Origin of the sequence: Streptomyces sp. enrichment culture (genome assembly GCF_964273255.1) — a bacterium.
GTDB lineage: Bacteria > Actinomycetota > Actinomycetes > Streptomycetales > Streptomycetaceae > Streptomyces.
Map to the genome: position 1 here is coordinate 5,995,617 of NZ_OZ186835.1, position 26,071 is coordinate 6,021,687.

The 26,071-nt window shown below is 72.0% G+C and carries 25 protein-coding genes; 24 read left to right on the forward strand and 1 reads right to left on the reverse strand.

Annotated elements, in window-relative coordinates; genetic code table 11:
* The first annotated feature begins 83 nt into the window (after positions 1-83).
* The 13 genes from ACSU53_RS26175 to nusB all read left to right on the forward strand — a co-directional run bounded on the left by ACSU53_RS26175 (position 84) and on the right by nusB (position 13,319).
* Positions 84-530 carry a DUF948 domain-containing protein gene (locus ACSU53_RS26175; protein WP_437031567.1) on the forward strand — a complete coding sequence of 149 codons (447 nt, stop codon included), beginning with the start codon at positions 84-86 and terminating at the stop codon, positions 528-530.
* A 7-nt stretch (positions 531-537) separates the two neighbouring features.
* A complete protein-coding gene (locus ACSU53_RS26180) occupies positions 538-918 on the forward strand; it encodes a hypothetical protein (protein ID WP_437031569.1) in 381 nt (126 codons plus the stop codon).
* A complete protein-coding gene (alaS, locus tag ACSU53_RS26185) occupies positions 918-3,587 on the forward strand; it encodes an alanine--tRNA ligase (protein WP_437031571.1) in 2,670 nt (889 codons plus the stop codon). The genes ACSU53_RS26180 and alaS overlap by 1 nt, the downstream gene beginning before the upstream one ends.
* A gap of 11 nt (positions 3,588-3,598) precedes the next feature.
* Positions 3,599-4,063: a Holliday junction resolvase RuvX gene (gene ruvX, locus ACSU53_RS26190; RefSeq protein ID WP_437031573.1), complete on the forward strand. Its 465-nt coding sequence runs from the start codon at positions 3,599-3,601 to the stop codon at positions 4,061-4,063.
* A gap of 121 nt (positions 4,064-4,184) precedes the next feature.
* Complete coding sequence (gene mltG / locus ACSU53_RS26195) at positions 4,185-5,969, forward strand: endolytic transglycosylase MltG (RefSeq protein WP_437031576.1); 1,785 nt, start codon at positions 4,185-4,187, stop codon at positions 5,967-5,969.
* Positions 5,969-6,796, forward strand: a complete 828-nt coding sequence (locus ACSU53_RS26200; protein ID WP_437031577.1) for a shikimate dehydrogenase — start codon at positions 5,969-5,971, stop codon at positions 6,794-6,796. Before mltG ends, ACSU53_RS26200 begins: the two co-directional genes overlap by 1 nt.
* Positions 6,797-7,070: 274 nt before the next feature.
* The gene (gene aroC, locus ACSU53_RS26205; protein ID WP_437031579.1) at positions 7,071-8,255 is read left to right on the forward strand and encodes a chorismate synthase; all 1,185 of its coding nucleotides are present in this window, start codon (positions 7,071-7,073) and stop codon (positions 8,253-8,255) included.
* 26 nt (positions 8,256-8,281) lie between these two features.
* Complete coding sequence (locus tag ACSU53_RS26210) at positions 8,282-8,764, forward strand: shikimate kinase (RefSeq protein ID WP_437033414.1); 483 nt, start codon at positions 8,282-8,284, stop codon at positions 8,762-8,764.
* A complete protein-coding gene (aroB, locus tag ACSU53_RS26215) occupies positions 8,761-9,855 on the forward strand; it encodes a 3-dehydroquinate synthase (RefSeq protein WP_437031581.1) in 1,095 nt (364 codons plus the stop codon). Before ACSU53_RS26210 ends, aroB begins: the two co-directional genes overlap by 4 nt.
* A 262-nt stretch (positions 9,856-10,117) precedes the next feature.
* Complete coding sequence (locus tag ACSU53_RS26220; protein ID WP_437031583.1) at positions 10,118-11,008, forward strand: Pro-rich N-terminal domain-containing protein; 891 nt, start codon at positions 10,118-10,120, stop codon at positions 11,006-11,008.
* A 151-nt stretch (positions 11,009-11,159) separates the two neighbouring features.
* Positions 11,160-12,266: an aminopeptidase P family protein gene (locus ACSU53_RS26225; protein WP_437031585.1), complete on the forward strand. Its 1,107-nt coding sequence runs from the start codon at positions 11,160-11,162 to the stop codon at positions 12,264-12,266.
* Between the two features lie 55 nt (positions 12,267-12,321).
* Positions 12,322-12,888 (forward strand): elongation factor P, encoded by a 567-nt coding sequence (gene efp, locus ACSU53_RS26230; RefSeq protein WP_437031588.1) that lies wholly within the window; start codon positions 12,322-12,324, stop codon positions 12,886-12,888.
* Between the two features lie 2 nt (positions 12,889-12,890).
* Entirely contained in the window at positions 12,891-13,319 is a 429-nt protein-coding gene (gene nusB / locus ACSU53_RS26235; protein WP_437031590.1) for a transcription antitermination factor NusB, read from the forward strand.
* Between the two features lie 352 nt (positions 13,320-13,671).
* On the opposite strand, the gene bldD is transcribed toward nusB, so the two are convergent.
* Positions 13,672-14,175, reverse strand: coding sequence for a transcriptional regulator BldD (gene bldD / locus ACSU53_RS26240; protein WP_437031592.1), 504 nt, complete (start codon positions 14,173-14,175; stop codon positions 13,672-13,674).
* Positions 14,176-14,471: 296 nt separating this feature from the next.
* Here bldD and pyrR point away from each other — a divergent pair, with 296 nt between their 5' ends.
* From pyrR to rpoZ, 11 genes are all read left to right on the forward strand, one after another.
* Positions 14,472-15,041: a bifunctional pyr operon transcriptional regulator/uracil phosphoribosyltransferase PyrR gene (pyrR, locus tag ACSU53_RS26245; RefSeq protein WP_437031594.1), complete on the forward strand. Its 570-nt coding sequence runs from the start codon at positions 14,472-14,474 to the stop codon at positions 15,039-15,041.
* Positions 15,042-15,160: 119 nt separating this feature from the next.
* A complete protein-coding gene (locus tag ACSU53_RS26250) occupies positions 15,161-16,141 on the forward strand; it encodes an aspartate carbamoyltransferase catalytic subunit (protein ID WP_437031596.1) in 981 nt (326 codons plus the stop codon).
* Between the two features lie 4 nt (positions 16,142-16,145).
* The gene (locus ACSU53_RS26255; RefSeq protein WP_437031598.1) at positions 16,146-17,432 is read left to right on the forward strand and encodes a dihydroorotase; all 1,287 of its coding nucleotides are present in this window, start codon (positions 16,146-16,148) and stop codon (positions 17,430-17,432) included.
* The gene (locus tag ACSU53_RS26260; RefSeq protein ID WP_437031600.1) at positions 17,429-17,989 is read left to right on the forward strand and encodes a hypothetical protein; all 561 of its coding nucleotides are present in this window, start codon (positions 17,429-17,431) and stop codon (positions 17,987-17,989) included. Before ACSU53_RS26255 ends, ACSU53_RS26260 begins: the two co-directional genes overlap by 4 nt.
* Positions 17,986-19,128 carry a glutamine-hydrolyzing carbamoyl-phosphate synthase small subunit gene (gene carA, locus ACSU53_RS26265; RefSeq protein WP_437031602.1) on the forward strand — a complete coding sequence of 381 codons (1,143 nt, stop codon included), beginning with the start codon at positions 17,986-17,988 and terminating at the stop codon, positions 19,126-19,128. The genes ACSU53_RS26260 and carA overlap by 4 nt, the downstream gene beginning before the upstream one ends.
* Positions 19,121-22,429 (forward strand): carbamoyl-phosphate synthase large subunit, encoded by a 3,309-nt coding sequence (gene carB, locus ACSU53_RS26270; protein WP_437031604.1) that lies wholly within the window; start codon positions 19,121-19,123, stop codon positions 22,427-22,429. The genes carA and carB overlap by 8 nt, the downstream gene beginning before the upstream one ends.
* Before the next feature lie 68 nt (positions 22,430-22,497).
* Complete coding sequence (locus ACSU53_RS26275; RefSeq protein WP_437031606.1) at positions 22,498-23,604, forward strand: quinone-dependent dihydroorotate dehydrogenase; 1,107 nt, start codon at positions 22,498-22,500, stop codon at positions 23,602-23,604.
* Positions 23,601-24,446 carry an orotidine-5'-phosphate decarboxylase gene (gene pyrF, locus ACSU53_RS26280; protein ID WP_437031608.1) on the forward strand — a complete coding sequence of 282 codons (846 nt, stop codon included), beginning with the start codon at positions 23,601-23,603 and terminating at the stop codon, positions 24,444-24,446. The genes ACSU53_RS26275 and pyrF overlap by 4 nt, the downstream gene beginning before the upstream one ends.
* A 256-nt stretch (positions 24,447-24,702) precedes the next feature.
* The gene (locus ACSU53_RS26285) at positions 24,703-25,026 is read left to right on the forward strand and encodes an integration host factor (protein WP_003977346.1); all 324 of its coding nucleotides are present in this window, start codon (positions 24,703-24,705) and stop codon (positions 25,024-25,026) included.
* A 37-nt stretch (positions 25,027-25,063) separates the two neighbouring features.
* Positions 25,064-25,657, forward strand: a complete 594-nt coding sequence (gene gmk, locus ACSU53_RS26290; RefSeq protein WP_437031610.1) for a guanylate kinase — start codon at positions 25,064-25,066, stop codon at positions 25,655-25,657.
* A 62-nt stretch (positions 25,658-25,719) separates the two neighbouring features.
* Positions 25,720-25,992 carry a DNA-directed RNA polymerase subunit omega gene (gene rpoZ, locus ACSU53_RS26295; RefSeq protein ID WP_004933985.1) on the forward strand — a complete coding sequence of 91 codons (273 nt, stop codon included), beginning with the start codon at positions 25,720-25,722 and terminating at the stop codon, positions 25,990-25,992.
* Positions 25,993-26,071: the final 79 nt, after the last annotated feature.

Sequence of the window (26,071 nt, forward strand, 5' to 3'; positions counted from 1 at the left end):
GTACGGAGTCCCACCACCGGCGCGATAGGCTCGGTGCCACGACTTTCGCGATGTCCAGGCAGGTAACAGGGAGCGGGTGCACAGTGTCCGGTGGAGAGGTGGCCGGCATTCTGGTGGCCGTGTTCTGGGCGATTCTGGTCTCCTTCCTCGCGGTGGCTCTCGCGAGGCTGGCCCAGACGCTCAGGGCGACCACCAAGCTGGTCGCGGACGTGACCGACCAGGCCGTTCCGCTGCTCGCCGACGCCTCCGCGGCGGTGCGCTCCGCGCAGACCCAGATCGAGCGGGTCGACGCGATCGCCTCCGACGTCCAGGAGGTCACCTCCAACGCCTCCGCCCTGTCCACCACCGTCGCCTCCACCTTCGGCGGCCCCCTGGTGAAGGTCGCCGCCTTCGGCTACGGCGTGCGCCGTGCCATCGGCGGCCGCAAGGAGGAGGACGCACCGGCCCGGGCGTCGCGGCGCACCGTGATCGTCGGCCGCACCGTCCCCGGTGCGCGACGGGCCAAGCGCACCCGCGGAAAGAGGGACTGACCCAGCGATGTTCCGCCGTACCTTCTGGTTCAGCACCGGCGTCGCCGCCGGCGTGTGGGCCACCACCAAGGTCAACCGCAAACTCCGGCAGCTCACGCCCGAGCACCTCGCCGTCACCGTGGCGAACAAGGCGCTGGAGGCGGGCGGCCGGCTGCGCGAGAGGGCCGCCGACTTCGCCGTCGAGGTCCGCGACAACATGGCCCGGCGGGAGGCCGAACTGGGCGACGCCCTCGGCCTCTCCGCCCCCGTGGACCGCGAACTGCCCCCGCCCCGGCGCCACACCGCCATCGAGAACCGCAACACCGCCCCGTACGTCGAGGGTTCGGCGATCCGGCCGACGCACCAGACGTACACGACGTACCCGTACAACCGGAATGAGGACCACTGATGGAGTCGGCCGAGATCCGCCGCCGCTGGCTGAGCTTCTTCGAGGAGCGCGGGCACACCGTCGTCCCTTCGGCGTCGCTCATCGCGGACGACCCGACTCTGCTGCTCGTCCCGGCCGGCATGGTCCCGTTCAAGCCCTACTTCCTGGGCGAGGTCAAGCCGCCCTACGCCCGCGCCACCAGCGTGCAGAAGTGCGTGCGCACCCCGGACATCGAAGAGGTCGGCAAGACCACCCGGCACGGCACGTTCTTCCAGATGTGCGGCAACTTCTCCTTCGGCGACTACTTCAAGCAGGGCGCCGTCGAGCTGGCCTGGGAACTGCTCACCAGCCCCCAGGACAAGGGCGGTTACGGCCTCGACCCGGAGCGCCTGTGGATCACCGTCTACGAGGAGGACGACGAGGCCGAGCGCCTGTGGCGCGACGTCGTCGGCGTGCCCGCCGAGCGGATCCAGCGCCTGGGCAAGAAGGACAACTACTGGGACATGGGCGTCCCCGGCCCCTGCGGGCCGTGCTCCGAGATCAACTACGACCGCGGCCCCGAGTTCGGCCCCGAGGGCGGCCCCGCCGTCAACGACGAGCGGTACGTGGAGATCTGGAACCTCGTCTTCATGCAGTACGAGCGGGGCGAGGGGTCCGGCAAGGACTACCCGATCCTCGGCGAGCTGCCCAGCAAGAACATCGACACCGGCCTCGGCCTGGAACGCCTCGCCATGATTCTGCAGGGTGTGCAGAACATGTACGAGATCGACACCTCCATGGCCGTCATCGACAAGGCCACCGAGCTGACCGGCGTCCGCTACGGCGACGCCCAGCACTCCGACGTGTCGCTGCGCGTGGTCACCGACCACATGCGCACCTCGGTCATGCTCATCGGCGACGGCGTCACCCCGGGCAACGAGGGCCGCGGCTACGTGCTGCGCCGCATCATGCGCCGCGCCATCCGCAACATGCGGCTGCTCGGCGCCACCGGCCCGGTCGTCAAGGACCTGGTCGACGTCGTCATCGACATGATGGGACAGCAGTACCCCGAGCTGATCACCGACCGCGAGCGCATCGAGAAGGTCGCCCTCGCCGAGGAGAACGCCTTCCTCAAGACGCTGAAGGCCGGCACCAACATCCTGGACACGGCCGTCAGCGAGACCAAGGCCGCCGGTTCCACCGTGCTGCCCGGCGACAAGGCCTTCCTGCTGCACGACACCTGGGGCTTTCCCATCGACCTGACCCTGGAGATGGCCGCCGAGCAGGGCCTGTCCGTGGACGAGGACGGCTTCCGCCGCCTGATGAAGGAGCAGCGGGAGCGCGCCAAGGCCGACGCCAAGGCCAAGAAGACCGGCCACGCCGACCTCGGCGCCTACCGCGAGATCGCCGACCGCGCCGGGACCACCGACTTCATCGGCTACACCGACACCGAGGGCGAGTCCACGGTCGTCGGCATCCTCGTCGACGGCGTCTCCTCGCCGGCCGCCACCGAGGGCGACGAGGTCGAGATCGTCCTCGACCGCACCCCGTTCTACGCCGAGGGCGGCGGTCAGATCGGTGACACCGGCCGGATCCGCACCGACTCCGGCGCCGTCGTCGAGGTCCGCGACTGCCAGACGCCGGTCCCGGGCGTCCACGTCCACAAGGGCGTCGTCCAGGTCGGCGAGGTCACCGTCGGCTCCCGGGCCCACGCCTCCATCGACGACCGCCGCCGCAAGGCCATCGCCCGCGCCCACTCGGCCACCCACCTCACCCACCAGGCGCTGCGCGACGCGCTCGGCCCGACGGCCGCCCAGGCCGGTTCGGAGAACCAGCCGGGCCGCTTCCGCTTCGACTTCGGCTCGCCGTCCGCCGTGCCGCAGACGGTGATGCTGGACGTCGAGCAGAAGATCAACGAGGTGCTCGCCCGCGACCTCGATGTGCGCGCGGACATCATGGGCATCGACGAGGCCAAGAAGCAGGGCGCCATCGCCGAGTTCGGCGAGAAGTACGGCGACCGGGTCCGCGTGGTCACCATCGGCGACTTCTCCAAGGAGCTGTGCGGCGGCACCCACGTGCACAACACCGCCCAGCTGGGTCTGGTGAAGCTGCTCGGTGAGTCCTCCATCGGGTCCGGCGTGCGCCGCATCGAGGCCCTGGTCGGGGTCGACGCCTACACCTTCCTGGCCCGCGAGCACACCGTGGTCAACCAGCTCACCGAGCTGCTGAAGGGCCGCCCGGAGGAGCTGCCGGAGAAGGTCTCCGCCATGCTCGGCAAGCTGAAGGACGCCGAGAAGGAGATCGAGAAGTTCCGCGCCGAGAAGGTGCTCCAGGCCGCCGCCGGGCTGGCCGAGGGCGCCAAGGACGTCCGCGGGGTCGCTGTGGTCACCGGCCGGGTGCCGGACGGCACGACCGCCGACGACCTGCGCAAGCTGGTCCTCGACGTGCGCGGCCGGATCCAGGGCGGCCGGGCCGCCGTCGTGGCCCTCTTCACGGTGAACAACGGCCGGCCGCTGACGGTGATCGCCACCAACGAGGCCGCCCGCGAGCGCGGCCTCAAGGCCGGCGAGCTGGTCCGCACGGCCGCCAAGACCCTCGGCGGCGGCGGTGGCGGCAAGCCCGACGTGGCCCAGGGCGGCGGTCAGAACCCGGCCGCCGTCGGCGAGGCCGTCGAGGCCGTCGAGCGGCTCGTCGCCGACACGGCCGCGTAGGACGGCCGACGATGCGCAGAGGACGCCGGCTCGCGATCGACGTCGGGGACGCCCGGATCGGGGTCGCCTCGTGCGACCCCGACGGGATCCTCGCCACGCCCGTGGAGACCGTCCCCGGCCGGGACGTGCCGGCCGCCCACCGGCGGCTGAAGCAGCTGGCCGAGGAGTACGAGCCGATCGAGGTCGTCGTCGGACTGCCCCGCTCCCTCAAGGGGGGCGAGGGCCCGGCGGCGGCCAAGGTCCGGGGCTTCGCCCGGGAACTGGCGGGCATGATCGCCCCGATTCCGGTGAGGCTCCTCGACGAGCGCATGACGACCGTGACGGCGAGTCAAGGGCTGCGGGCGTCGGGCGTGAAGTCCAGGAAGGGACGTTCCGTCATCGATCAGGCGGCCGCTGTGATCATCCTCCAGCAGGCCCTCGAATCCGAACGGGTGTCAGGTACACCACCCGGTGAGGGCGTCGAAGTGGTCATCTGATCGCGATACGGTAACGTTCCGCGCGATGCGGCGGTGTTCGAACAGCCGCCGCACAGAAAGAGGCGGGGCGGACGCCGGAACCAGAGCCGCGCGACCGCCACCTCGCGGCTCTAGGGGATCGATGACTGAGTATGGCCGGGGCCGGGGCTCCGAACCGTGGCATCCGGACGACCCGTTGTACGGGGACGGCGGATGGGCAGGCCGGCAGGCCCCGGAGGGCCCGCAGTCCTACGACGGCCGGCAGCAGTACCCGCAGCAGCCGCAGACGCAGCAGCAGTACGGCGAGTGGGGCGCGGGAGACCGGACCGGCTACGGCCGTCACCCCCAGTACGACGCGTACGGCCGGCCCTACGAGCAGCAGCAGTACGGCGGACAGCAGCCGCAGCACGACCCCTACGGCCCTCCCTACGCCGCCCAGCAGCAACAGCAGCAGCACCAGCAACCTCACCAGCACCAACAGCCGTACGACAGCGGCAGTTGGCCGGCCGCCGCCCACCCGCAGGACCCGTACGCCGTCGGCCCCGACCCCTACGGGCAGCAGGCCGGGGCCTACGCGGCCCAGCAGGCCGACTACTACGGCACCTCCGAGGCCTACCCGCCGCCCGAACCCCCCGGCCGCCGGGGCGCCCGTCCCGGACCCGGGCCCGAACCGGAACCGGAAGCGGAAGCAGAAGCGGAACCGGAAGCGGAGGGCCGCACCGACTGGGACCCGGGACCGGACCGGGGCGAGCACGCCTTCTTCGCCGGCGATGACGACGACGGCGACGCCGACGACGCCGACGACGGCCGGGGACGCGACGAGCGACGGGGCCGGGGCGGCAAGGAGAAGAAGAAACGCGCCGGCTGCGCCTGCCTCGTGGTGGCCCTGGTCCTCGGCGGCGGTCTGGCCGGGGTGAGCTATGTCGGCTGGCAGTTCTACCAGGATCGTTTCGGCGGTGCCGAGGACTTCGCGGGTGACGGCAACGGCCAGCAGGTCACCGTGTCGATCCCCAAGGGCGCGTTCGGCAACCGCATCGGCCAGCTGCTCAAGGACGCCGGCGTGGTCGCCAGCGTCGACGCCTTCGTCGCCGCCCAGGCGGGCAATCCGGAGGGCAAGTCGATCCAGGACGGCGTGTACACCCTGGAGAAGGAGATGTCGGCCGAGAGTGCCGTCGCCCTGATGCTCAGCCCCAAGAGCCGCAACAACCTGGTCATCGCCGAGGGCTGGCGCAACGCCAAGATCTACGAGCTCATCGACCAGCGCCTGGAGGTCGAGAAGGGCACCACCGCCAAGGTCGCCAAGGAGGACTGGGAGAAGCTGGGTCTGCCGGAGTGGGCGCAGGGCCACGAGAACGTCAAGGACCCGCTCGAGGGCTTCCTCTTCCCGTCCAGCTACGGCGTGACCGAGGACCAGAAGCCCGAGGACGTCCTCAAGCGGATGGTCGAGCAGGCCACCAGGACCTACGAGAAGCTGGGCGTCGAGAAGAAGGCCGAGAGCCTCGGGCTGGAGAACCCCTGGCAGCTCATCACGGTCGCCAGCCTGGTCCAGGCGGAGGGCACCAGCCACAGCGACTTCCGCAAGATGGCCGAGGTCATCTACAACCGGCTGGAACCCGGCAACACCGAGACCAACGGGATGCTGGAGTTCGACTCGACGTACAACTACGTCAAGAACCAGAGCAAGATCGACCTCTCGCTCAAGGAACTCCGCAACTACGACAACCCCTACAACACCTACTTCCACAAGGGCCTGCCGCCCGGGCCCATCGGCAACCCGGGCGAGGACGCGGTCAAGGGCGCCCTCAAGCCCACCGACGACGGCTGGTTCTACTTCATCTCGATGGACGGCAAGACCAGCCAGTTCACCAAGACCAACGCCGAGCACCAGAGACTGGTCGACCAGTGGAACGCCTCGAGGAAGAACTGATGACCGCACCGCGCCGGGCCGCCGTGCTCGGTTCCCCGATCGCCCACTCGCTCTCCCCGGTGCTGCACCGTGCCGCGTACGCGGAGCTGGGGCTGGAGGGCTGGCGGTACGACCGCTTCGAGGTCGACGAGAAGGCGCTGCCGGGATTCTTCGAGACGCTCGGCCGTGAGTGGGCGGGGCTGTCACTGACCATGCCGCTGAAGCGGGCGGTGATCCCGTTGCTGGACGACATCAGTGCCACCGCCGCCTCCGTCGACGCGGTCAACACCGTCGTGTTCGCCGAGGACGGCCGCCGCACCGGGGACAACACCGACATCCCGGGCATGGTCGCCGCGCTGCGCGAGCACGGCATCGAGAAGGTCGACACCGCGGCGATCCTCGGCGCCGGGGCCACCGCCTCCTCCGCCCTGGCCGCGCTGTCCCGGGTCTGCACCGGTGAGGTGGCGGTCTACGTCCGCAGTGAGGCCCGCGCCGCCGAGATGCGCGAGTGGGCCGAGCGGCTGGAGGTCACCGTCCGCATCGCCGCCTGGGACGACGCCCGGGAAGCCCTGCACGCCCCGCTGGTGGTCACCACGACCCCGGCCGGCGTCACCGACCCGCTGGCGGCGGCCGTTCCGGAACGCCCGGCGGCCCTCTTCGACGTCCTCTACGACCCCTGGCCCACCGTCCTCGCCGCCCGCTGGTCGGCGTACGGCGGCGCCGTGGTCGGCGGACTCGACCTGCTGGTGCACCAGGCGGTGCTCCAGGTCGAGCAGATGACCGGGCGTGCCCCGGCCCCGCTGGGCGCCATGCGCGCGGCGGGTGAGCGGGCCCTCGCCGCCCGCTGACGCCCGCCCCGCCCCGGCGCCCGTACGGTCTCCGCCGCGCGCCGGTGCGGTCCCCGGGGCCGTACGGCCCCAGCACCCGTGCCCTTCCCGCGCGTTCCGGCCCCGCGTCCGGCCGCACGTCCGACTGATGGACCGACGACCGGGACCGGCGCCCGGACGTGGGAGGATCGGACATGGCGGACCGGGGCCCGCGCACCCCGTCCCCGCCGCAGCCGCACGCGACCACGCGTGTGCGCAGGGCAGTACCGGGGCGCGAGCACGGAGGAGCACACCGTTGAGCAGGTTGCGCTGGCTGACCGCGGGGGAGTCCCACGGTCCCGCACTCGTCGCGACGCTGGAGGGCCTGCCCGCCGGCGTGCCGATCACCACGGAGATGGTGGCGGACCACCTGGCGCGGCGGCGGCTGGGCTACGGCCGTGGTGCCCGGATGAAGTTCGAGCGCGACGAGATCACCTTCCTCGGCGGTGTGCGGCACGGCCTGACGCTGGGGTCCCCGGTCGCGATCATGGTGGGCAACACCGAGTGGCCGAAGTGGGAGCAGGTCATGGCGGCCGATCCGGTGGACCCGGAGGTGCTGGCCGGCCTCGCCCGCAACGCCCCGCTGACCCGCCCCCGCCCCGGTCACGCCGACCTGGCGGGCATGCAGAAGTACGGGTTCGACGAGGCGCGTCCGGTGCTGGAGCGGGCCTCGGCCCGTGAGACGGCGGCGCGGGTGGCGCTGGGCGCGGTGGCCCGGTCGTACCTGAAGGAGACGGCCGGGATCGAGATCGTCTCGCACGTGGTGGAGCTGGCGGCGGCGAAGGCCCCGTACGGGGTGTACCCGAAGCCCGAGGACGTCGAGCGGCTGGACGCGGACCCGGTGCGCTGCCTGGACGCGGACGCCTCCAAGGCGATGGTCGCGGAGATCGACCAGGCCCACAAGGACGGCGACACCCTCGGCGGTGTGGTGGAGGTCCTGGCCTACGGGGTGCCGGTGGGGCTGGGCTCGCACGTGCACTGGGACCGGCGTCTGGACGCCCGGCTGGCCGCGGCCCTGATGGGCATCCAGGCCATCAAGGGCGTGGAGGTCGGCGACGGCTTCGACCTGGCCCGGGTGCCCGGCTCGAAGGCGCACGACGAGATCCTCGCCACCGACGACGGCATCCGGCGCGCCACCGGCCGGTCCGGCGGCACCGAGGGCGGGCTGAGCACCGGCGAGCTGCTGCGGGTGCGCGCCGCGATGAAGCCGATCGCGACCGTGCCCCGGGCGCTGCGCACGGTGGACGTGGCCACCGGCGAGGCGGCGGCCGCCCACCACCAGCGTTCCGACGTGTGCGCGGTGCCGGCCGCCGGGATCGTGGCCGAGGCCATGGTGGCGCTGGTGCTGGCCGACGCGGTCGCGGAGAAGTTCGGCGGTGACAGTGTCACCGAGACCCGCCGCAACGTGCGCTCCTACCTCGACGCGCTGGCCGTCCGGTGAGCCCGCTCCTCGTCCTGGTCGGCCCGATGGGGGTGGGCAAGTCCACCGTGGGCCGGCTGCTGGCCGACCGTCTCGGCGTGGGACACCGCGACACCGACGACGACATCGTCGCCGCGCAGGGCCGCAGCATCGCCGACATCTTCGTCGAGGAGGGCGAGGACGCCTTCCGCGCCCTGGAGAAGGACGCCGTGCGGGCGGCCCTGGAGGACCACGACGGCGTGCTGTCGCTCGGCGGCGGCGCCGTCCTCGACGCCGGCACCCGCGCCCTGCTCGCCGCGCAGCGGGTCGTCTACCTCTCGATGGACGTCGAGGAGGCGGTCCGGCGCACCGGCCTGAACACCGCCCGCCCGCTGCTCGCGGTCAACCCGCGCAAGCAGTGGCGCGAGCTGATGCAGGCCCGGCGGCACCTGTACGAGGAGGTCGCCACGGCCGTCGTCCCGACCGACGGCCGCACGCCCGAAGAGGTCACCGAAGCCGCCCTGGACGCACTGGAGTTGAAGCAAGCATGAGCAGCGAGGCCGTGACCCGCATCGCCATCGGCGGCACCGCGGGAACCGAACCCTACGACGTCCTGGTGGGCCGGCAGCTCCTCGGCGAACTCGCCGGGCTGGTCGGCGACCGGGCCAAGCGGGTCGCCGTGCTGCACCCCGAGGCGCTCGCCGAGACCGGGGAGGCGCTCCGCGCCGACCTGGCGGAGCAGGGCTACGAGGCGATCGCGATCCAGGTGCCCAACGCCGAGGAGGCCAAGACCGCCGAGGTGGCCGCCTACTGCTGGAAGGCGCTGGGCCAGTCCGGGTTCACCCGCACCGACGTCATCGTCGGCGTGGGCGGCGGGGCCACCACCGACCTGGCCGGGTTCGTCGCCGCGACCTGGCTGCGGGGGGTGCGCTGGATCGCCGTCCCCACCACCGTGCTCGCCATGGTCGACGCCGCCGTCGGCGGGAAGACCGGCATCAACACCGCCGAGGGCAAGAACCTCGTGGGCGCCTTCCACCCGCCCGCCGGCGTGCTGTGCGACCTCGCCGCCCTGGACTCCCTCTCCGTCAACGACTACGTCTCCGGTCTGGCCGAGGTCATCAAGGCCGGCTTCATCGCCGACCCGGTGATCCTGGACCTCATCGAGGCCGACCCGCAGGCCGCCCGCACCCCCGCCGGCCCGCACACCGCCGAGCTCATCGAGCGGTCCATCCGCGTCAAGGCCGACGTCGTCTCCGAGGACCTCAAGGAGTCCGGCCGCCGGGAGATCCTCAACTACGGCCACACGCTCGGCCACGCCATCGAGAAGAACGAGCGCTACAAGTGGCGCCACGGCGCCGCGGTCTCGGTCGGCATGCACTTCGCCGCCGAACTCGGCCGCCTCGCAGGCCGCCTGGACGACGCCACCGCCGACCGTCACCGCACGGTCCTGCAGTCCGTCGGACTGCCGCTGCACTACCGTCACGACCAGTGGCCCCGGCTGCTGGAGACCATGAAGGTCGACAAGAAGTCCCGCGGCGACCTGCTGCGCTTCGTCGTCCTCGACGGCCTCGCCAAGCCCACCGTCCTGGAGGGGCCCGACCCGGCCGTCCTGCTCGCCGCCTACGGCGAGGTGGGGGAGTAGCACCCGCGGCCCGGCCGTCCCGCCGCACGCACGGACGGCGGGCCCGAGGGAGCCCCGGCGGGCCGCCGCCGGGCCGCCGGACCATCCCGCGCGGGAACATCTCCCCCGGAACCGGGCACTCCGGATCGCCCCCGGCCGTTGCCACAACAACGGCTGGGGGCGGTCCTGTTCGAACGGCGGTGCCCATGCCTTTAGTCTGTGGGCCAGCGGGGTACCCCCTGCTGTCAGCGCCCATCGCCTGTACGAGACGGAGTGGCACCGGATGCAGCACGCAGTGGGTTCTCCGCTGCCGCCGCCCCATCAGCAGGGGCACGGACCGGCCGGAGGCTGGTCACCGGCCGCACACCACCCCGGGCCCCACCCGGGAGCGCCCCAGGGCCCCCCGCGCGCCCCCGCGCCGCCCCCGCCGCCGGGCTACCCCGTGCCCCCGCCGGGACCGGCCCCGCACGCCCCGGCCCCCCAGCCCGCCCCCGGCCCCCGGCACGCCTCCGCCGCGCCGCCGCCGGACACCACGGGCCACGTGCCGCTGCCGCCCGGCGCCCCGGTCGCCGTCCCCGCCCCGCCGCAGACCGCCGCGGCGCCCGCCGATCCCTCGGCGACGGCCATCGCGGTGCTCCTCATAGGCCCCGCGGGAGCCGGCAAGACCAGCGTGGCCAAGTACTGGGCGGACCACCGCCGGGTGCCGACCGCCCACATCAGCCTCGACGACGTACGGGAATGGGTCCGCTCCGGGTTCGCCGACCCCCAGACCGGGTGGAACGACAACTCCGAGGCCCAGTACCGCCTGGCCCGCCGCACCTGCGGCTTCGCCGCGCGCAACTTCCTGGCCAACGGGATCTCCTGCATCCTCGACGACGCCGTCTTCCCCGACCGCCCCGTGGTGGGCCTCGGCGGCTGGAAGCGGCACGTGGGACCCGGACTGCTGCCCGTCGTCCTGCTGCCCGGCCTGGACATCGTGCTGGAGCGCAACGCCGAACGCAGCGGCAACCGGCGCCTGAGCGACGAGGAGGTCGCCCGCATCCACGGCCGCATGGCCGGCTGGTACGGCTCCGGATTGCCCATCATCGACAACTCCCAGCTCGGCATCCCGGAGACCGCCAAGCTCCTGGACGAGGTCCTCGCCCGCTCGCTCGCCAGCCCGCCGGCCTGGTGACCCGGGCCGGCGGGCTGGCGAGCGCCCGGGGGACCGCCCGTCACCCGCTCGGTCGGCCGCCCCGGCCGCCCCACCTGGAGCCATGCCGGGACGGCCCCCGCTCGGCCCCTCCCGACCGGCGGCATCCGGCCCGCGCTCATAGGCTCGGGTCATGTCAGAGGTGTACGCGGCCCGCCGGGCGCGGCTCAGGGAATGCTGCAACGCGGGGGGCAGCGCGGCGGCGCTCGTCTCCCGGCCCGCCAATGTGCGCTACCTCGCGGGTGCCGCGCCCGAGGGCGCGGTCCTCCTGCTCGGCCCGGCCGAAGACCTGCTGGTCTGCGCCGGCCCGCCCGAGGACCGGTTCCCGCAGGCCCGGCCGGACGAGGCACTGCGCCGGCACGTCGTGCCCGGCGGCGCGGCCGACCCCGCGGTCGCCGCCACCGAGCTCGCCGCCGGCCAGGGCGCCGACGCCCTCGCCGTCGAGGAACACCACCTCACCGTCGCCCGCCACCGCGCCCTCGGCTCCGTCGCACCCGGCCTGCGCCTGGCCGACGTCGGGGGTGCCGTCGAGCAGCTGCGCGTGATCAAGGACGAGGAGGAGATCTCCTGCCTGCGCATCGGCGCCGAGATCACCGACCAGGCGCTCGGCGAACTGCTGGAGTCCATCCTCGTCGGCCGCACCGAACGGCACCTCGCCCTGGAGCTGGAGCGCCGCCTCGTCGACCACGGGGCGGACGGCCCGGCCTTCCCCACCTCCGTCGCCACCGGCCCCCATGCCGGCCGACGCGGGCACCGGCCCACCGACCGCCGGGTGGAGGAGGGCGACTTCCTCTCCGTCTGCCTCGGCGCCGCCTACCGCGGCTACCGCTGCGAGATCGGCCGTACGTTCGTCATCGGCACCGCCCCGGCGGCCTGGCAGATCGAGCTGTACGACCTCGTGTTCGCAGCCCAGCGGGCGGGCCGGGAGTCCCTCGTGCCCGGTGCCGCCTGCCGCGACGTGGACCACGCGGCACGCCAGGTCCTGGACTCCGCCGGGTACGCGGAGGCCCTTCCGGAGCTCACCGGTCACGGTGTCGGACTGGAAATCGACGAGGACCCTCAGTTGGGCCCCGCGGCCATGGGTAAACTGGACGCTTGCGTGCCGGTCACCGTCGAACCGGGGGTCCACCTCCCGGGCCGGGGCGGTGTCCGGATCGATGACACGCTCGTCGTGCGCCCCGAGGCGGACGGCGGACCCGAGCTACTCACCATCACGACCAAGGGGCTGCTCGCGCTGTAGCCGCGCCGAGTGCCTGCCCCGGGTCGTCTCACGTCAGTCCAGGAGATTCCGCAACGTGGCTTCCACGAACGACCTCAAGAACGGCATGGTGCTCAAGCTGGAAGGCGGCCAGCTCTGGTCCGTCGTCGAGTTCCAGCACGTCAAGCCCGGCAAGGGCCCGGCCTTCGTGCGCACCAAGCTGAAGAACGTGCTGTCCGGCAAGACCGTCGACAAGACCTTCAACGCCGGCGTCAAGGTCGAAACGGCCACCGTCGACAAGCGCGACATGCAGTTCTCCTACATGGACGGCGACTACTTCGTCTTCATGGACATGGAGACCTACGACCAGCTGCACATCGACCGCAAGGTCGTCGGCGACGCCGCCCACTTCCTCGTCGAGGGCTTCGAGGCCACCGTGGCCACCCACGAGGGCGAGGTGCTCTCGGTCGAGCTGCCGGCCGCCGTCGAGCTGACCGTCCAGGAGACCGAGCCCGGCGTGCAGGGCGACCGCTCCACCGGCGGCACCAAGCCCGCCACGCTGGAGACCGGCCACCAGATCCAGGTCCCGCTCTTCATCGTCACCGGCGAGAAGATCAAGGTCGACACCCGCACCAGCGACTACCTCGGCCGGGTGAACGGCTAACCGTGGCTGCCCGCAACACGGCCCGCAAGCGCGCCTTCCAGATCATCTTCGAGGGCGACCAGCGCGGTGCCGACGTCCTGACGGTCCTCGCGGACTGGATCCGGCACTCCCGGACCGACACCCGGCAGCCGCCGGTGAGCGAGTACACGATGCAGCTGGTCGAGGGCTACGCGGAGCACGCGCAGCGCATCGACGAGCTGATCGCCCAGTACTCGGTCGGCTGGACGCTCGACCGCATGCCCGTCGTCGACCGCAGCATCCTCCGCCTGGGCGCCTACGAGCTGCTCTGGGTCGACGGGACGCCGGACGCGGTCGTGCTGGACGAGATGGTGCAGCTGGCCAAGGAGTTCTCCACCGACGAGTCGCCGTCGTTCATCAACGGCCTGCTCGGCCGGCTCAAGGAGCTCAAGCCCTCGCTGCGCCGCGACTAGAGGGGTACCGGCAGCCGGAGCGCGTTCCGCACCCGACGCCGGGCACCGCCCGCTCAGCCACCGACGGCCCGCGGCCCCCAAAGGCGCCGCGGGCCGTTCGCACGCCGGGAGCGGGGGCGGCCGGCCGCCGCCGGGTACCCGTCCGGCCGAGCCCTGCGAGGGCCCAGGGTGTGGCCGGGGCCGGGGCCGGGGCGACACCCTGGGCCGGGGCGCTTCCGGCCCCCCCCCGCGCCCGCCGCGGGCCCCCGGGGCCGCACCCCGTCACGAAAAATTGCCGGGGCGGCCGGAACCCTCTCACAGGGTTCCGGCCGCCCCGGCGGTACGTTTCTGCTCTCCGCGCGACGCGGCGCGGTCAGCTCTCCTCGTGCACGGCGACCGCGCGCCGCGCGTCCGCGTCCAGCACGCCCCAGCTGATCAGCTGCTCGGTGAGGACCGACGGCGACTGGTCGTAGATGACGGCGAGGGTGCGCAGGTCGTCCTGGCGGATCGAGAGCACCTTGCCGTTGTAGTCGCCGCGTTGCGACTGGATCGTCGCCGCGTAGCGCTGCAGGGGACCCGCCTTCTCGGCCGGCACCGTGGCCAGCCGCTCCAGGTCCAGGACCAGCTTGGGCGGCGGCTCGGCGGCACCGCCGGGGGTCGTACCCGGCAGCAGCTCCTGCACCGGCACGCCGTAGAAGTCCGCCAGCTCCGCGAGGCGCTGCACGGTCACGGCGCGGTCACCGCGCTCGTAGGACCCGACCACGACCGCCTTCCAGCGTCCCTGGGACTTCTCCTCGACACCGTGGAGGGAAAGGCCCTGCTGGGTGCGGATCGCCCGGAGCTTGGCCCCGAGCTGTTTGGCGTATTCGCTGGACATATAGCTCCCCGGCACTGTGTCTACGCGGTCGGTCTGGATTCCGGGCCGCGCGGCTGGTAACTCACTGTGAGGTTACGCAGCGTTACTCTCGCCCGTCAAGCCGAATGGTCCACACCGACTCTTCCGTGCTACTCGCCGCCGGTTGCTCCGAACGGGTGATTCAGGGACGGCTCGGGGGTGATCGGGCGGTGACCGGGCCGCGTGTCGGCACGTGGTCGGCACCTGATAGCGTAGGGCCGCACATCCGACGTCCTTTAAGGTCCGTCCCGTGAGGCGGAGAAGGAGGTCCGTTTCCCATGGACGAACAGCAGGACGCGCCCCCCGGTGCGCGGCCGGTTCTCGAAGGCCCCGACATCGCGCGGGTCCTGACCCGCATCGCCCACGAGATCGTCGAGCGCGCCAAGGGCGCCGACGACGTGGTGCTCCTCGGCATCCCGACGCGGGGTGTCTTCCTCGCCCAGCGGCTGGCCGCCAAGCTGGAGCAGATCACCGAGCGCAAGGTCCCGGTCGGCTCGCTCGACATCACCATGTACCGCGACGACCTGCGCATGCACCCCCCGCGTGCCCTGGCCCGCACCGAGATCCCCGGTGACGGCATCGACGGCCGCCTGGTCGTCCTCGTCGACGACGTGCTCTTCTCCGGCCGGACCATCCGCGCCGCCCTCGACGCGCTGAACGACATCGGGCGCCCGCGCGCGGTGCAGCTCGCCGTGCTCGTCGACCGCGGCCACCGCGAGCTGCCCATCCGCGCCGACTACGTCGGCAAGAACCTCCCCACGTCGCTGCGGGAGACGGTCAAGGTCCTGGTCGCCGAGGAGGACGGTCGCGACACCGTGCTGCTCGGCGCGAAGCAGACCACCCAGTAGCGCTGCGCACCCCCGTCGGCGGCCGTGCCCGGCAGGCGACGCCCTGCCCTGCCCCCGGCTGCCCGGATCGCCCGGTTTCCCCCGCTTCTTCCGCTGAACCCTCCCACGGAGCCTGACAGATGCAGCGTCATCTCATCTCGGCCGCCGACCTCTCCCGCGACGACGCCGTCCTGATCCTCGACACCGCCGAGGAGATGGCCCGGGTCGCCGACCGGCCGATCAAGAAACTGCCCACCCTGCGCGGACGCACCGTCGTCAACCTCTTCTTCGAGGACTCCACCCGCACCCGGATCTCCTTCGAGGCAGCCGAGAAGCGGCTGTCCGCGGACGTCATCAACTTCACCGCCAAGGGCTCCAGCGTCTCCAAGGGCGAGTCCCTGAAGGACACCGCCCAGACCCTGGAGGCCATGGGCGTCGACGCGGTCGTCATCCGGCACAGCGCCTCCGGCGCCCCCTACCGGCTGGCCACCTCCGGCTGGATCGACGCCACCGTCGTCAACGCCGGGGACGGCACCCACCAGCACCCCACCCAGGCCCTGCTGGACGCCTTCACCATGCGCCGCCGCCTGGTCGGCCGGGACGCCGGACTGGGCAAGGACCTCGGCGGCCGCCGCATCACCCTGGTCGGCGACATCCTGCACAGCAGGGTCGCCCGGTCCAACGTCGACCTGCTGCACACCCTCGGCGCCGAGGTCACCCTCGTCGCCCCGCCCACCCTGCTGCCGGTCGGCGTCGAGACGTGGCCCTGCCAGGTCTCCTACGACCTCGACTCCACGCTCACCAAGTCCGACGCCGTGATGCTGCTGCGCGTGCAGCGCGAGCGGATGAACGCCGCGTTCTTCCCGACCGAGCGCGAGTACTCCCGGCGCTACGGCCTCGACGGCGACCGGATGGGCCGGATGCCCGACCACGCGATCGTGATGCACCCCGGCCCGATGGTCCGCGGCATGGAGATCACCGCCGACGTCGCCGACTCCGACCGCTGCACCGTCGTGGAGCAGGTCGCCAACGGCGTCTCCATCCGGATGGCCGTCCTCTACCTGCTGCTCGGCGGCAACGAACCCGCCCTGACCCACGCCCGCGCGACGGAGGAGAAGTAAGACCATGAGCAAGACCCTGATCCGCGGTGCGAAGGTGCTCGGCGGCCCGCCCAAGGACGTCCTGATCGACGGCGGCACCGTCGCCGAGACCGGCACCGGCCTGTCCGCCGAGGGCGCCGAGGTCGTCGAGGCCGACGGCAAGGTGCTGCTGCCCGGTCTCGTCGACCTGCACACCCACCTGCGCGAGCCCGGCCGCGAGGACTCCGAGACCGTCCTCACCGGCACCCGGGCCGCCGCGAGCGGCGGCTACACCGCGGTGTTCGCCATGGCCAACACCTTCCCCGTCGCCGACACCGCCGGCGTCGTCGAGCAGGTCTGGCGGCTCGGCAAGGAGCACGGCTACTGCGACGTGCGGCCGGTCGGCGCCGTCACCGTCGGCCTGGAGGGGCAGAAGCTGGCCGAGCTGGGCGCCATGCACGAGTCCGCGGCCGGCGTCACCGTCTTCTCCGACGACGGCAAGTGCGTCCACGACGCCGTGATCATGCGCCGGGCCCTGGAGTACGTGAAGGCGTTCGACGGCGTCGTCGCCCAGCACGCCCAGGAGCCGCGCCTGACCGAGGGCGCCGAGATGAACGAGGGCGTCGTCTCCGCCGAACTCGGGCTCGGCGGCTGGCCGGCCGTCGCCGAGGAGTCGATCATCGCCCGGGACGTGCTGCTCGCCGACCACGTCGGCTCCCGCGTCCACATCTGCCACCTGTCGACCGCCGGCTCCGTCGAGATCGTCCGCTGGGCCAAGGCCCGCGGCATCCGCGTCACCGCCGAGGTCACCCCGCACCACCTGCTCCTCACCGACGAACTGGTGCGCACCTACAACCCGGTCTACAAGGTCAACCCGCCGCTGCGCACCGAGCGGGACGTGCTCGCCCTGCGCGAGGCGCTGGCCGACGGCACCATCGACATCGTCGCCACCGACCACGCCCCGCACCCGCACGAGGACAAGGACTGCGAGTGGGCCGCCGCCGCCATGGGCATGGTCGGCCTGGAGACCGCCCTGTCGGTGGTGCAGGAGACCATGGTCGACACCGGCCTGCTGGACTGGGCCGGCGTCGCCGACCGGATGTCCTTCGCACCCGCCCGGATCGGCCGGGCCGCCGGCCACGGCCGCCCCGTCTCGGCTGGTGAGCCCGCCAACCTCGTGCTCGTCGACACGGCATACCGTGGATCCGTGGACCCCGCGGGCTTCGCCTCGCGCAGCCGCAACACCCCCTACGAGGGCCGCGAGCTGCCGGGCCGTGTCACCCACACCTGGCTCCGGGGCAAGGCCACGCTCGTCGACGGGAAGCTCACGTGACACCTGTAATCCTGCTGGCCGCCGAAAAGCAATCGGCGGAAGTGACCGACTGGGCCGCCCGCATCGGCTGGATCGTCGGCCTCGCCCTCTTCGTCGCCTTCCTCTACTGGCTGATGCGTGAGGGCTGGAAGTGGCGCGGCACCCTCCAGGGCGACCTGCCCGAGCTGCCGTCCGCGCCGGACGACCCCGGCCCCGCCACGCTGACGATGAGCGGCCGGTACCACGGCTCCACCACCGCCGGCCAGTGGCTCGACCGCATCGTGGCCCGCGGCCTGGGCACCCGCAGCCGGGCCGAGCTCACGCTCACCGAGGCGGGACTGGACGTCGTCCGTCCCGGGGCCGGCGACTTCTTCGTCCCCGCCGCCGCCCTGCGCGGCGCCCGCCTCGACAAGGGCATCGCCGGCAAGGTCCTCACCGAGGGCGGCCTGCTGGTGGTGACCTGGGCCCACGGCGAACGGGTCATCGACTCCGGGTTCCGCTCCGACCGGGCGGCCGAGCACACCGAGTGGGTCGACGCCCTCAACCACATGATCTCCACGACGGAAGGCGCACGATGACAACCTCCACCAGGGGGACCGCCAGGGTTCCCGCCGTACTCGTCCTGGAGGACGGCCGGATCTTCCGCGGCCGTGCCTACGGGGCGGTGGGGGAGACCTTCGGCGAAGCGGTGTTCTCCACCGGCATGACCGGCTACCAGGAAACCCTCACCGACCCGTCGTACCACCGCCAGGTCGTCGTGATGACCGCCCCGCACGTCGGCAACACCGGCGTCAACGACGACGACCCCGAGTCGAAGCGCATCTGGGTCGCCGGCTACGTCGTGCGCGACCCCGCCCGGGTGCCCTCCAACTGGCGCTCCCGCCGCACCCTGGACGACGAGCTGTCCGCCCAGGGCATCGTCGGCATCAGCGGCATCGACACCCGCGCCCTCACCCGGCACCTGCGCGAGCGGGGCGCCATGCGCGTCGGCATCTTCAGCGGCGACGCCGTGCGCGACGACGCGGCGCTGCTGGCGAGCGTGCGGGAGGTGCCCGCGATGGAGGGCGCCGACCTGGCCGGCGAGGTCGCCACCACCGAGCCGTACGTGGTCCCCGCGGAGGGCGAGAAGAAGTTCACCGTCGCCGCGATCGACCTCGGCATCAAGGGCATGACGGCCCAGCGCATGACCCAGCGCGGCATCGAGGTGCACATCCTGCCCCCGACCGCCACCCTCGACGACGTGTACGCCGTCGCACCCGACGGGGTGTTCTTCTCCAACGGCCCCGGCGACCCCGCCACCGCCGACCACGCGGTCTCCGTCATGCGGGGCGTGCTGGAGCGCGGCACCCCGCTGTTCGGGATCTGCTTCGGCAACCAGATCCTCGGCCGAGCCCTCGGCTTCGACACCTACAAGCTGAAGTACGGCCACCGCGGCATCAACCAGCCGGTGCAGGACCGCGCGACCGGCAAGGTCGAGGTCACCTCGCACAACCACGGCTTCGCCGTCGACGCCCCCCTCGACACGGTCTCCGACACCCCGTTCGGCCGCGCCGAGGTGTCCCACGTGTGTCTCAACGACAACGTGGTGGAGGGGCTGCGGCTGCTCGACCGGCCGGCCTTCAGCGTCCAGTACCACCCCGAAGCGGCGGCAGGCCCGCACGACGCCGCGTACCTGTTCGACCGCTTCGTCTCCCTGATGGAGGGCCAGCGTGCCTAAGCGCTCCGATATCCGGTCCGTCCTGGTCATCGGCTCCGGCCCGATCGTCATCGGACAGGCCGCCGAGTTCGACTACTCCGGCACCCAGGCGTGCCGCGTCCTCAAGGCCGAGGGCCTGCGGGTCGTCCTGGTGAACTCCAACCCGGCGACGATCATGACCGACCCGGAGATCGCCGACGCCACCTACGTCGAGCCGATCACCCCCGAGTTCGTCGAGAAGATCATCGCCAAGGAGCGGCCGGACGCCCTGCTGCCCACCCTGGGCGGCCAGACGGCCCTCAACACGGCCATCTCCCTGCACGACAACGGCGTCCTTCAGAAGTACGGCGTCGAGCTGATCGGCGCCAACGTGGAGGCGATCCACAAGGGCGAGGACCGCGACCGCTTCAAGGAGGTCGTCGAGGCCGTCCGCCGCAAGATCGGCCACGGCGAGTCCGCCCGCTCCTACATCTGCCACTCCATGGACGACGTCCTCAAGGGCGTCGAGGAACTCGGCGGCTACCCGGTCGTGGTCCGCCCCTCCTTCACCATGGGCGGCGCCGGCTCCGGCTTCGCCCACGACGAGGACGAACTGCGCCGCATCGCCGGCCAGGGCCTCACCCTCTCGCCGACCACCGAGGTGCTCCTGGAGGAGTCGATCCTCGGCTGGAAGGAGTACGAGCTGGAGCTGATGCGCGACAAGCACGACAACGTCGTGGTCGTCTGCTCCATCGAGAACTTCGACCCCATGGGCGTGCACACCGGCGACTCCATCACCGTCGCGCCCGCCATGACGCTCACCGACCGCGAGTACCAGACCCTGCGGGACATCGGCATCGCGGTCATCCGCGAGGTCGGCGTCGACACCGGCGGCTGCAACATCCAGTTCGCGGTGAACCCCGAGGACGGGCGGATCATCGTCATCGAGATGAACCCCCGCGTCTCCCGCTCCTCCGCGCTCGCCTCCAAGGCGACCGGCTTCCCGATCGCCAAGATCGCCGCCAAGCTGGCCGTCGGCTACACCCTCGACGAGATCCCCAACGACATCACGCGCGAGACCCCGGCCTCCTTCGAGCCGACCCTCGACTACGTCGTCGTCAAGGCCCCCCGGTTCGCCTTCGAGAAGTTCCCCAGCGCCGACTCCACCCTCACCACCACCATGAAGTCGGTCGGCGAGGCCATGGCCATCGGCCGCAACTTCACCGAGGCGTTCCAGAAGGCGCTGCGCTCGTTGGAGAAGAAGGGCAGCCAGTTCACCTTCGTCGGCGAGCCCGGCGACAAGGCCGAGCTGCTGCGCGAGGCGGTCCGCCCCACCGACGGCCGGATCAACGCGGTCATGGGGGCCATCCGCGCGGGCGCCACGCCCGAGGAGGTCTTCGAGGCCACGAAGATCGACCCCTGGTTCGTGGACCAGCTCTTCCTCATCAAGGAGATCGCCGACGAGCTGGCCGCCGCCCCCGAGCTGAACCGCGAGCTGCTCGCCGAGGCCAAGCGGCACGGCTTCTCCGACCAGCAGATCGCGGAGATCCGCGGGCTGCGCGAGGACGTCGTCCGCGAGGTCCGCCAGGTCCTCGGCATCCGCCCCGTCTACAAGACGGTCGACACCTGCGCCGCCGAGTTCGCCGCGAAGACTCCGTACTTCTACTCCTCCTACGACGAGGAGAGCGAGGTCGCGCCCCGCGAGAAGCCCGCCGTCATCATCCTGGGCTCCGGCCCGAACCGCATCGGCCAGGGCATCGAGTTCGACTACTCCTGCGTCCACGCCTCCTTCGCGCTGTCCGACGCCGGGTACGAGACCGTGATGGTCAACTGCAACCCGGAGACCGTCTCCACCGACTACGACACCTCCGACCGGCTCTACTTCGAGCCGCTCACCCTGGAGGACGTCCTGGAGATCGTCCACGCCGAGCAGCAGGCCGGCCCGGTCGCCGGCGTCGTCGTCCAGCTCGGCGGGCAGACCCCGCTCGGCCTCGCCCAGGCGCTCAAGGACAACGGCGTGCCCATCGTCGGCACCCCGCCGGAGGCCATCCACGCCGCCGAGGACCGCGGCGCCTTCGGCCGGGTCCTGAAGGAGGCCGGTCTGCCCGCCCCCAAGCACGGCACCGCCACCGCCTTCGCCGAGGCCAAGGCCATCGCCGACGAGATCGGCTACCCCGTGCTGGTCCGCCCGTCCTACGTGCTCGGCGGACGCGGCATGGAGATCGTCTACGACGAGGCCCGGCTGGAGTCCTACATCGCCGAGTCGACGGAGATCAGCCCCGACCGGCCGGTGCTGGTCGACCGGTTCCTCGACGACGCGGTCGAGATCGACGTGGACGCCCTGTACGACGGCCAGGAGCTCTACCTCGGCGGCGTCATGGAGCACATCGAGGAGGCCGGCATCCACTCCGGCGACTCGGCGTGCGCCCTGCCCCCGATCACCCTCGGCGGCCACGACATCAAGCGGCTGCGCGCCTCCACCGAGGGCATCGCCCGCGGCGTCGGCGTGCGCGGACTGATCAACATCCAGTTCGCCCTCTCCGGCGACATCCTCTACGTGCTGGAGGCCAACCCGCGCGCCTCGCGCACCGTGCCCTTCACCTCGAAGGCCACCGCGGTGCCGCTGGCCAAGGCCGCCGCCCGGATCTCGCTGGGCGCCACCATCGCCGAACTGCGCGCCGAGGGCCTGCTGCCGGCCACCGGCGACGGCGGCGCGCTGCCGCTGGACGCGCCGATCTCCGTCAAGGAGGCCGTGCTGCCCTGGACCCGCTTCCGGGACATCCACGGCCGCGGCGTGGACACCGTCCTCGGCCCGGAGATGCGCTCCACCGGCGAGGTCATGGGCATCGACTCCCTCTTCGGCACCGCCTACGCCAAGTCGCAGGCGGGCGCCTACGGGCCGCTGCCGACCAAGGGCCGGGCCTTCATCTCGGTCGCCAACCGCGACAAGCGCTCGATGATCTTCCCGGCGCGCGAGCTGGTCGCCCACGGCTTCGAGCTGCTCGCCACCTCCGGCACCGCCGAGGTCCTCAAGCGCAACGGCATCAACGCCACGGTGGTGCGCAAGCAGTCCGAGGGCACCGGGCCGAACGGCGAGAAGACCATCGTGCAGCTCATCCACGACGGCGAGGTCGACCTCATCGTCAACACCCCCTACGGCACCGGCGGCCGCCTCGACGGCTACGACATCCGTACCGCGGCGGTGGCCCGCTCCGTGCCCTGCCTGACCACCGTGCAGGCGCTCGCCGCCGCCGTGCAGGGCATCGACGCCCTGCACCGGGGCGAGGTGGGCGTCCGCTCGCTCCAGGAACACGCGGAACACCTGACCGCCGCCCGCGACTAGCAGCGAGCAGGGGGACACCGTCGACGCGGTGTCCCCCTCCTCATGAGGACACTGGGACACATTCGACGATGTACGACCTCTTCTTCCGCCTGTTCTTCCAGCGGATGGACCCGGAGCGGGCGCACCACCTCGCCTTCCGCTGGATCCGCAGGGTGGCGGGCGTGCCGGTGCTGCGCACCTTCGTCGCCGCCGTGCTCGCCCCCCGCCGCCGGGAACTGCGCACCGAGGCTCTCGGGCTGCGCCTGCACAGCCCCCTGGGGCTCGCGGCCGGGTTCGACAAGAACGCCGTCGGCATCGACGGCATGGCCATGCTCGGCTTCGACCACGTCGAGATCGGCACGGTGACCGGGCAGCCGCAGTCCGGCAACCCCCGGCAGCGGCTGTTCCGGCTGGTGCCGGACCGGGCCCTGATCAACCGCATGGGCTTCAACAACGAGGGCTCGCTGGCCGTCGCCGCCCGCCTCGCCTCCCGCACGCCCGTCTTCCGCACGGTCGTCGGGGTCAACATCGGCAAGACGAAGGTGGTCCCCGAGGCGGAGGCGGTCGCCGACTACGTGACGTCGGCGGAGCGTCTGGCGCCGCACGCCGACTACCTCGTGGTCAACGTCTCCTCGCCGAACACGCCCGGCCTGCGCGACCTCCAGGCCGTGGACCACCTGCGCCCGCTGCTGACCGCCGTCCGCGAGGCCGCCGACCGGGCGGTCCCGGCCCGCCGGGTTCCGCTGCTGGTCAAGATCGCGCCGGACCTCGCCGACGAGGACATCGATGCCGTGGCCGATCTCGCCGTGGAACTCGGCCTGGACGGGATCATCGCCACCAACACCACCATCGCCCGCGACGGCCTCGGCCTGCGCTCCGACGAGACGCTCGTGCAGGAGACCGGCGGCCTGTCCGGCGCCCCGCTCAAGGAACGCTCCCTCCAGGTGCTGCGACGGCTGTACGCGCGCGTGGGCGACCGCATCACCCTGGTGGGCGTCGGCGGCATCGAGACCGCCGAGGACGCCTGGCAGCGCATCCTGGCCGGCGCCACGCTGGTCCAGGGCTACAGCGCGCTCGTCTACCGGGGCCCGTTCTGGTGCCGCGGCCTGACCAGGGGGCTGGCCGCCCGGCTGCGCACCAGCCCGTACGACACGCTCGCCGACGCGGTGGGCGCCGACGTGAGGAGCACGGCATGAGCGGACTCGACCCCTTCGGCCTGCGGCTGCGCCGGGCGATGGACGAACGAGGCCCGCTGTGCGTCGGCATCGACCCGCACGCTTCCCTGCTCGCCCAGTGGGGCCTGGACGACAGCGTCGCCGGCCTGGAGCGGTTCAGCCGCACCGTCGTCGAGGCGGTCGCGGACCGGGTGGCCGTGCTGAAGCCGCAGAGCGCGTTCTTCGAGCGGTTCGGCTCCCGGGGCGTGGCCGTGCTGGAACGGACGGTGCGCGAGGCCCGGGAGGCCGGTGCCCTGGTCGTCATGGACGCCAAGCGCGGCGACATCGGATCCACCATGGCCGCCTACGCCGAGTCGTTCCTGGCCGAGGACGCCCCGCTGTTCTCCGACGCCCTCACCGTCTCCCCGTACCTGGGCTACGGCTCGCTCGCCCCGGCGGTCGCGCTGGCCCGGGAGAGCGGCACCGGCCTGTTCGTGCTGGCGCTCACCTCCAACCCGGAGGGCCACGAGGTGCAGCACGCGGTGCGCGCCGACGGCCGGACCGTCGCGGCCACCGTGCTCGGGCACCTCGCCGCCGAGAACGCGGGGGAGGAGCCGCTGGGTTCCTTCGGCGCGGTGGTCGGCGCCACCCTCGGCGACCTCGCGGCCTACGACCTGGACGTCAACGGCCCCCTGCTGGCCCCCGGCATCGGCGCGCAGGGCGCCACGGCGGCCGACCTGCCGGCGGTGTTCGGGAGCGCGGTGCGCAACGTCGTGCCGAACGTCAGCCGGGGCGTGCTGCGTCACGGTGCCGACGTCGTCGCGCTGCGTGACGCCACCGACCGTTTCGCGGAGGAGATCAGGACCGCCGTCGCGTCCGCGTGAGCTCCCGACGAGGGGTTCCGTGGGAGCCGGTGACCTGGAGACACCCACAAATCCGGTGCGATTTGTCCCGATTGTCGGCTCTCATGAGAGCTGACCTGGACTTTTCCGCTGTTCTCGCTGACTCTGGCCGAGTTGGCCGCTAGTCTCCGACGCAGAGTGAACGGGCAAGCGTGTTGCTCGTGGCTCCCCAGGTGTGGGGCGACTAGGTTCCTCACCGGTCCGTATCCGACAGTTCGACATCCGAGGTGACGTAGGCGTGGCTCTTCCGCCCCTTACCCCTGAACAGCGCGCAGCCGCGCTCGAAAAGGCCGCCGCGGCTCGCCGGGAGCGGGCCGAGGTCAAGAATCGACTCAAGCACTCCGGCGCCTCCCTCCACGAGGTCATCAAGCAGGGCCAGGAGAACGACGTCATCGGCAAGATGAAGGTCTCCGCCCTGCTCGAGTCCCTGCCCGGCGTCGGCAAAGTCCGTGCCAAGCAGATCATGGAGCGTCTGGGCATCTCCGAAAGCCGCCGCGTGCGGGGTCTCGGGTCCAACCAGATCGCGTCCCTGGAGCGCGAGTTCGGGAGCACCGGCTCCTGAGTCCCGGGCACTGAGGGACAGCTGGAATAATCGCCGTATGGCAGCAACACCCCGGGGGACGACCCCCGAACCCCCGGACGCAGGTCCGCGGCTGACCGTGCTCTCCGGCCCCTCCGGGGTCGGCAAGAGCACGGTCGTCGCCCATATGCGCAAGGAACACCCCGAGGTCTGGCTCTCGGTGTCGGCGACCACCCGCACGCCCCGCCCCGGCGAGCAGCACGGCGTCCAGTACTACTTCGTCAGCGACGAGGAGATGGACAAGCTGATCGCCAACGGCGAGCTGCTGGAGTGGGCCGAGTTCGCCGGCAACCGCTACGGCACGCCCCGCGCGGCCGTGCTGGAGCGCCTGGAGGCGGGCGTGCCCGTCCTGCTGGAGATCGACCTCCAGGGGGCCCGGCAGGTCCGCGAGACGATGCGCGAGGCCCAGCTGGTGTTCCTGGCCCCGCCCTCCTGGGAGGAGCTGGTGCGCAGACTCACCGGCCGGGGCACCGAGTCGCCCGAGGTCATCGAGCGCCGTCTGCTGGCCGCGAAGACCGAACTGGCGGCGGAACCGGAGTTCGACGCGACCCTGGTCAACACCTCCGTCGAGGACGTGGCCCGCGAGCTGCTAGCCTTGATGAACGTCGAGTGATCCTGAGCGATCGTGCAGTGATCATCCGCACAGCATCTTTCCCATCCATCGGAAGGTAGAGCGTGTCCTCTTCCATCTCCGCGCCCGAGGGCATCATCAACCCGCCGATCGACGAGCTCCTCGAGGCCACGGACTCGAAGTACAGCCTCGTGATCTACGCGGCCAAGCGGGCCCGCCAGATCAACGCGTACTACTCGCAGCTCGGTGAGGGTCTCCTCGAGTACGTCGGTCCCCTCGTGGACACCCACGTCCACGAGAAGCCGCTCTCGATCGCGCTGCGCGAGATCAACGCGGGACTGCTGACCTCCGAGGCCGTCGAGGGCCCCGGTCAGTAAGCGGGCGTTGCAGCGTTCAGCTGACATCACCACAGACCCGGCAGGGTGCCTGCCGGGTCTGTGGTGTGTCATGGGGTCG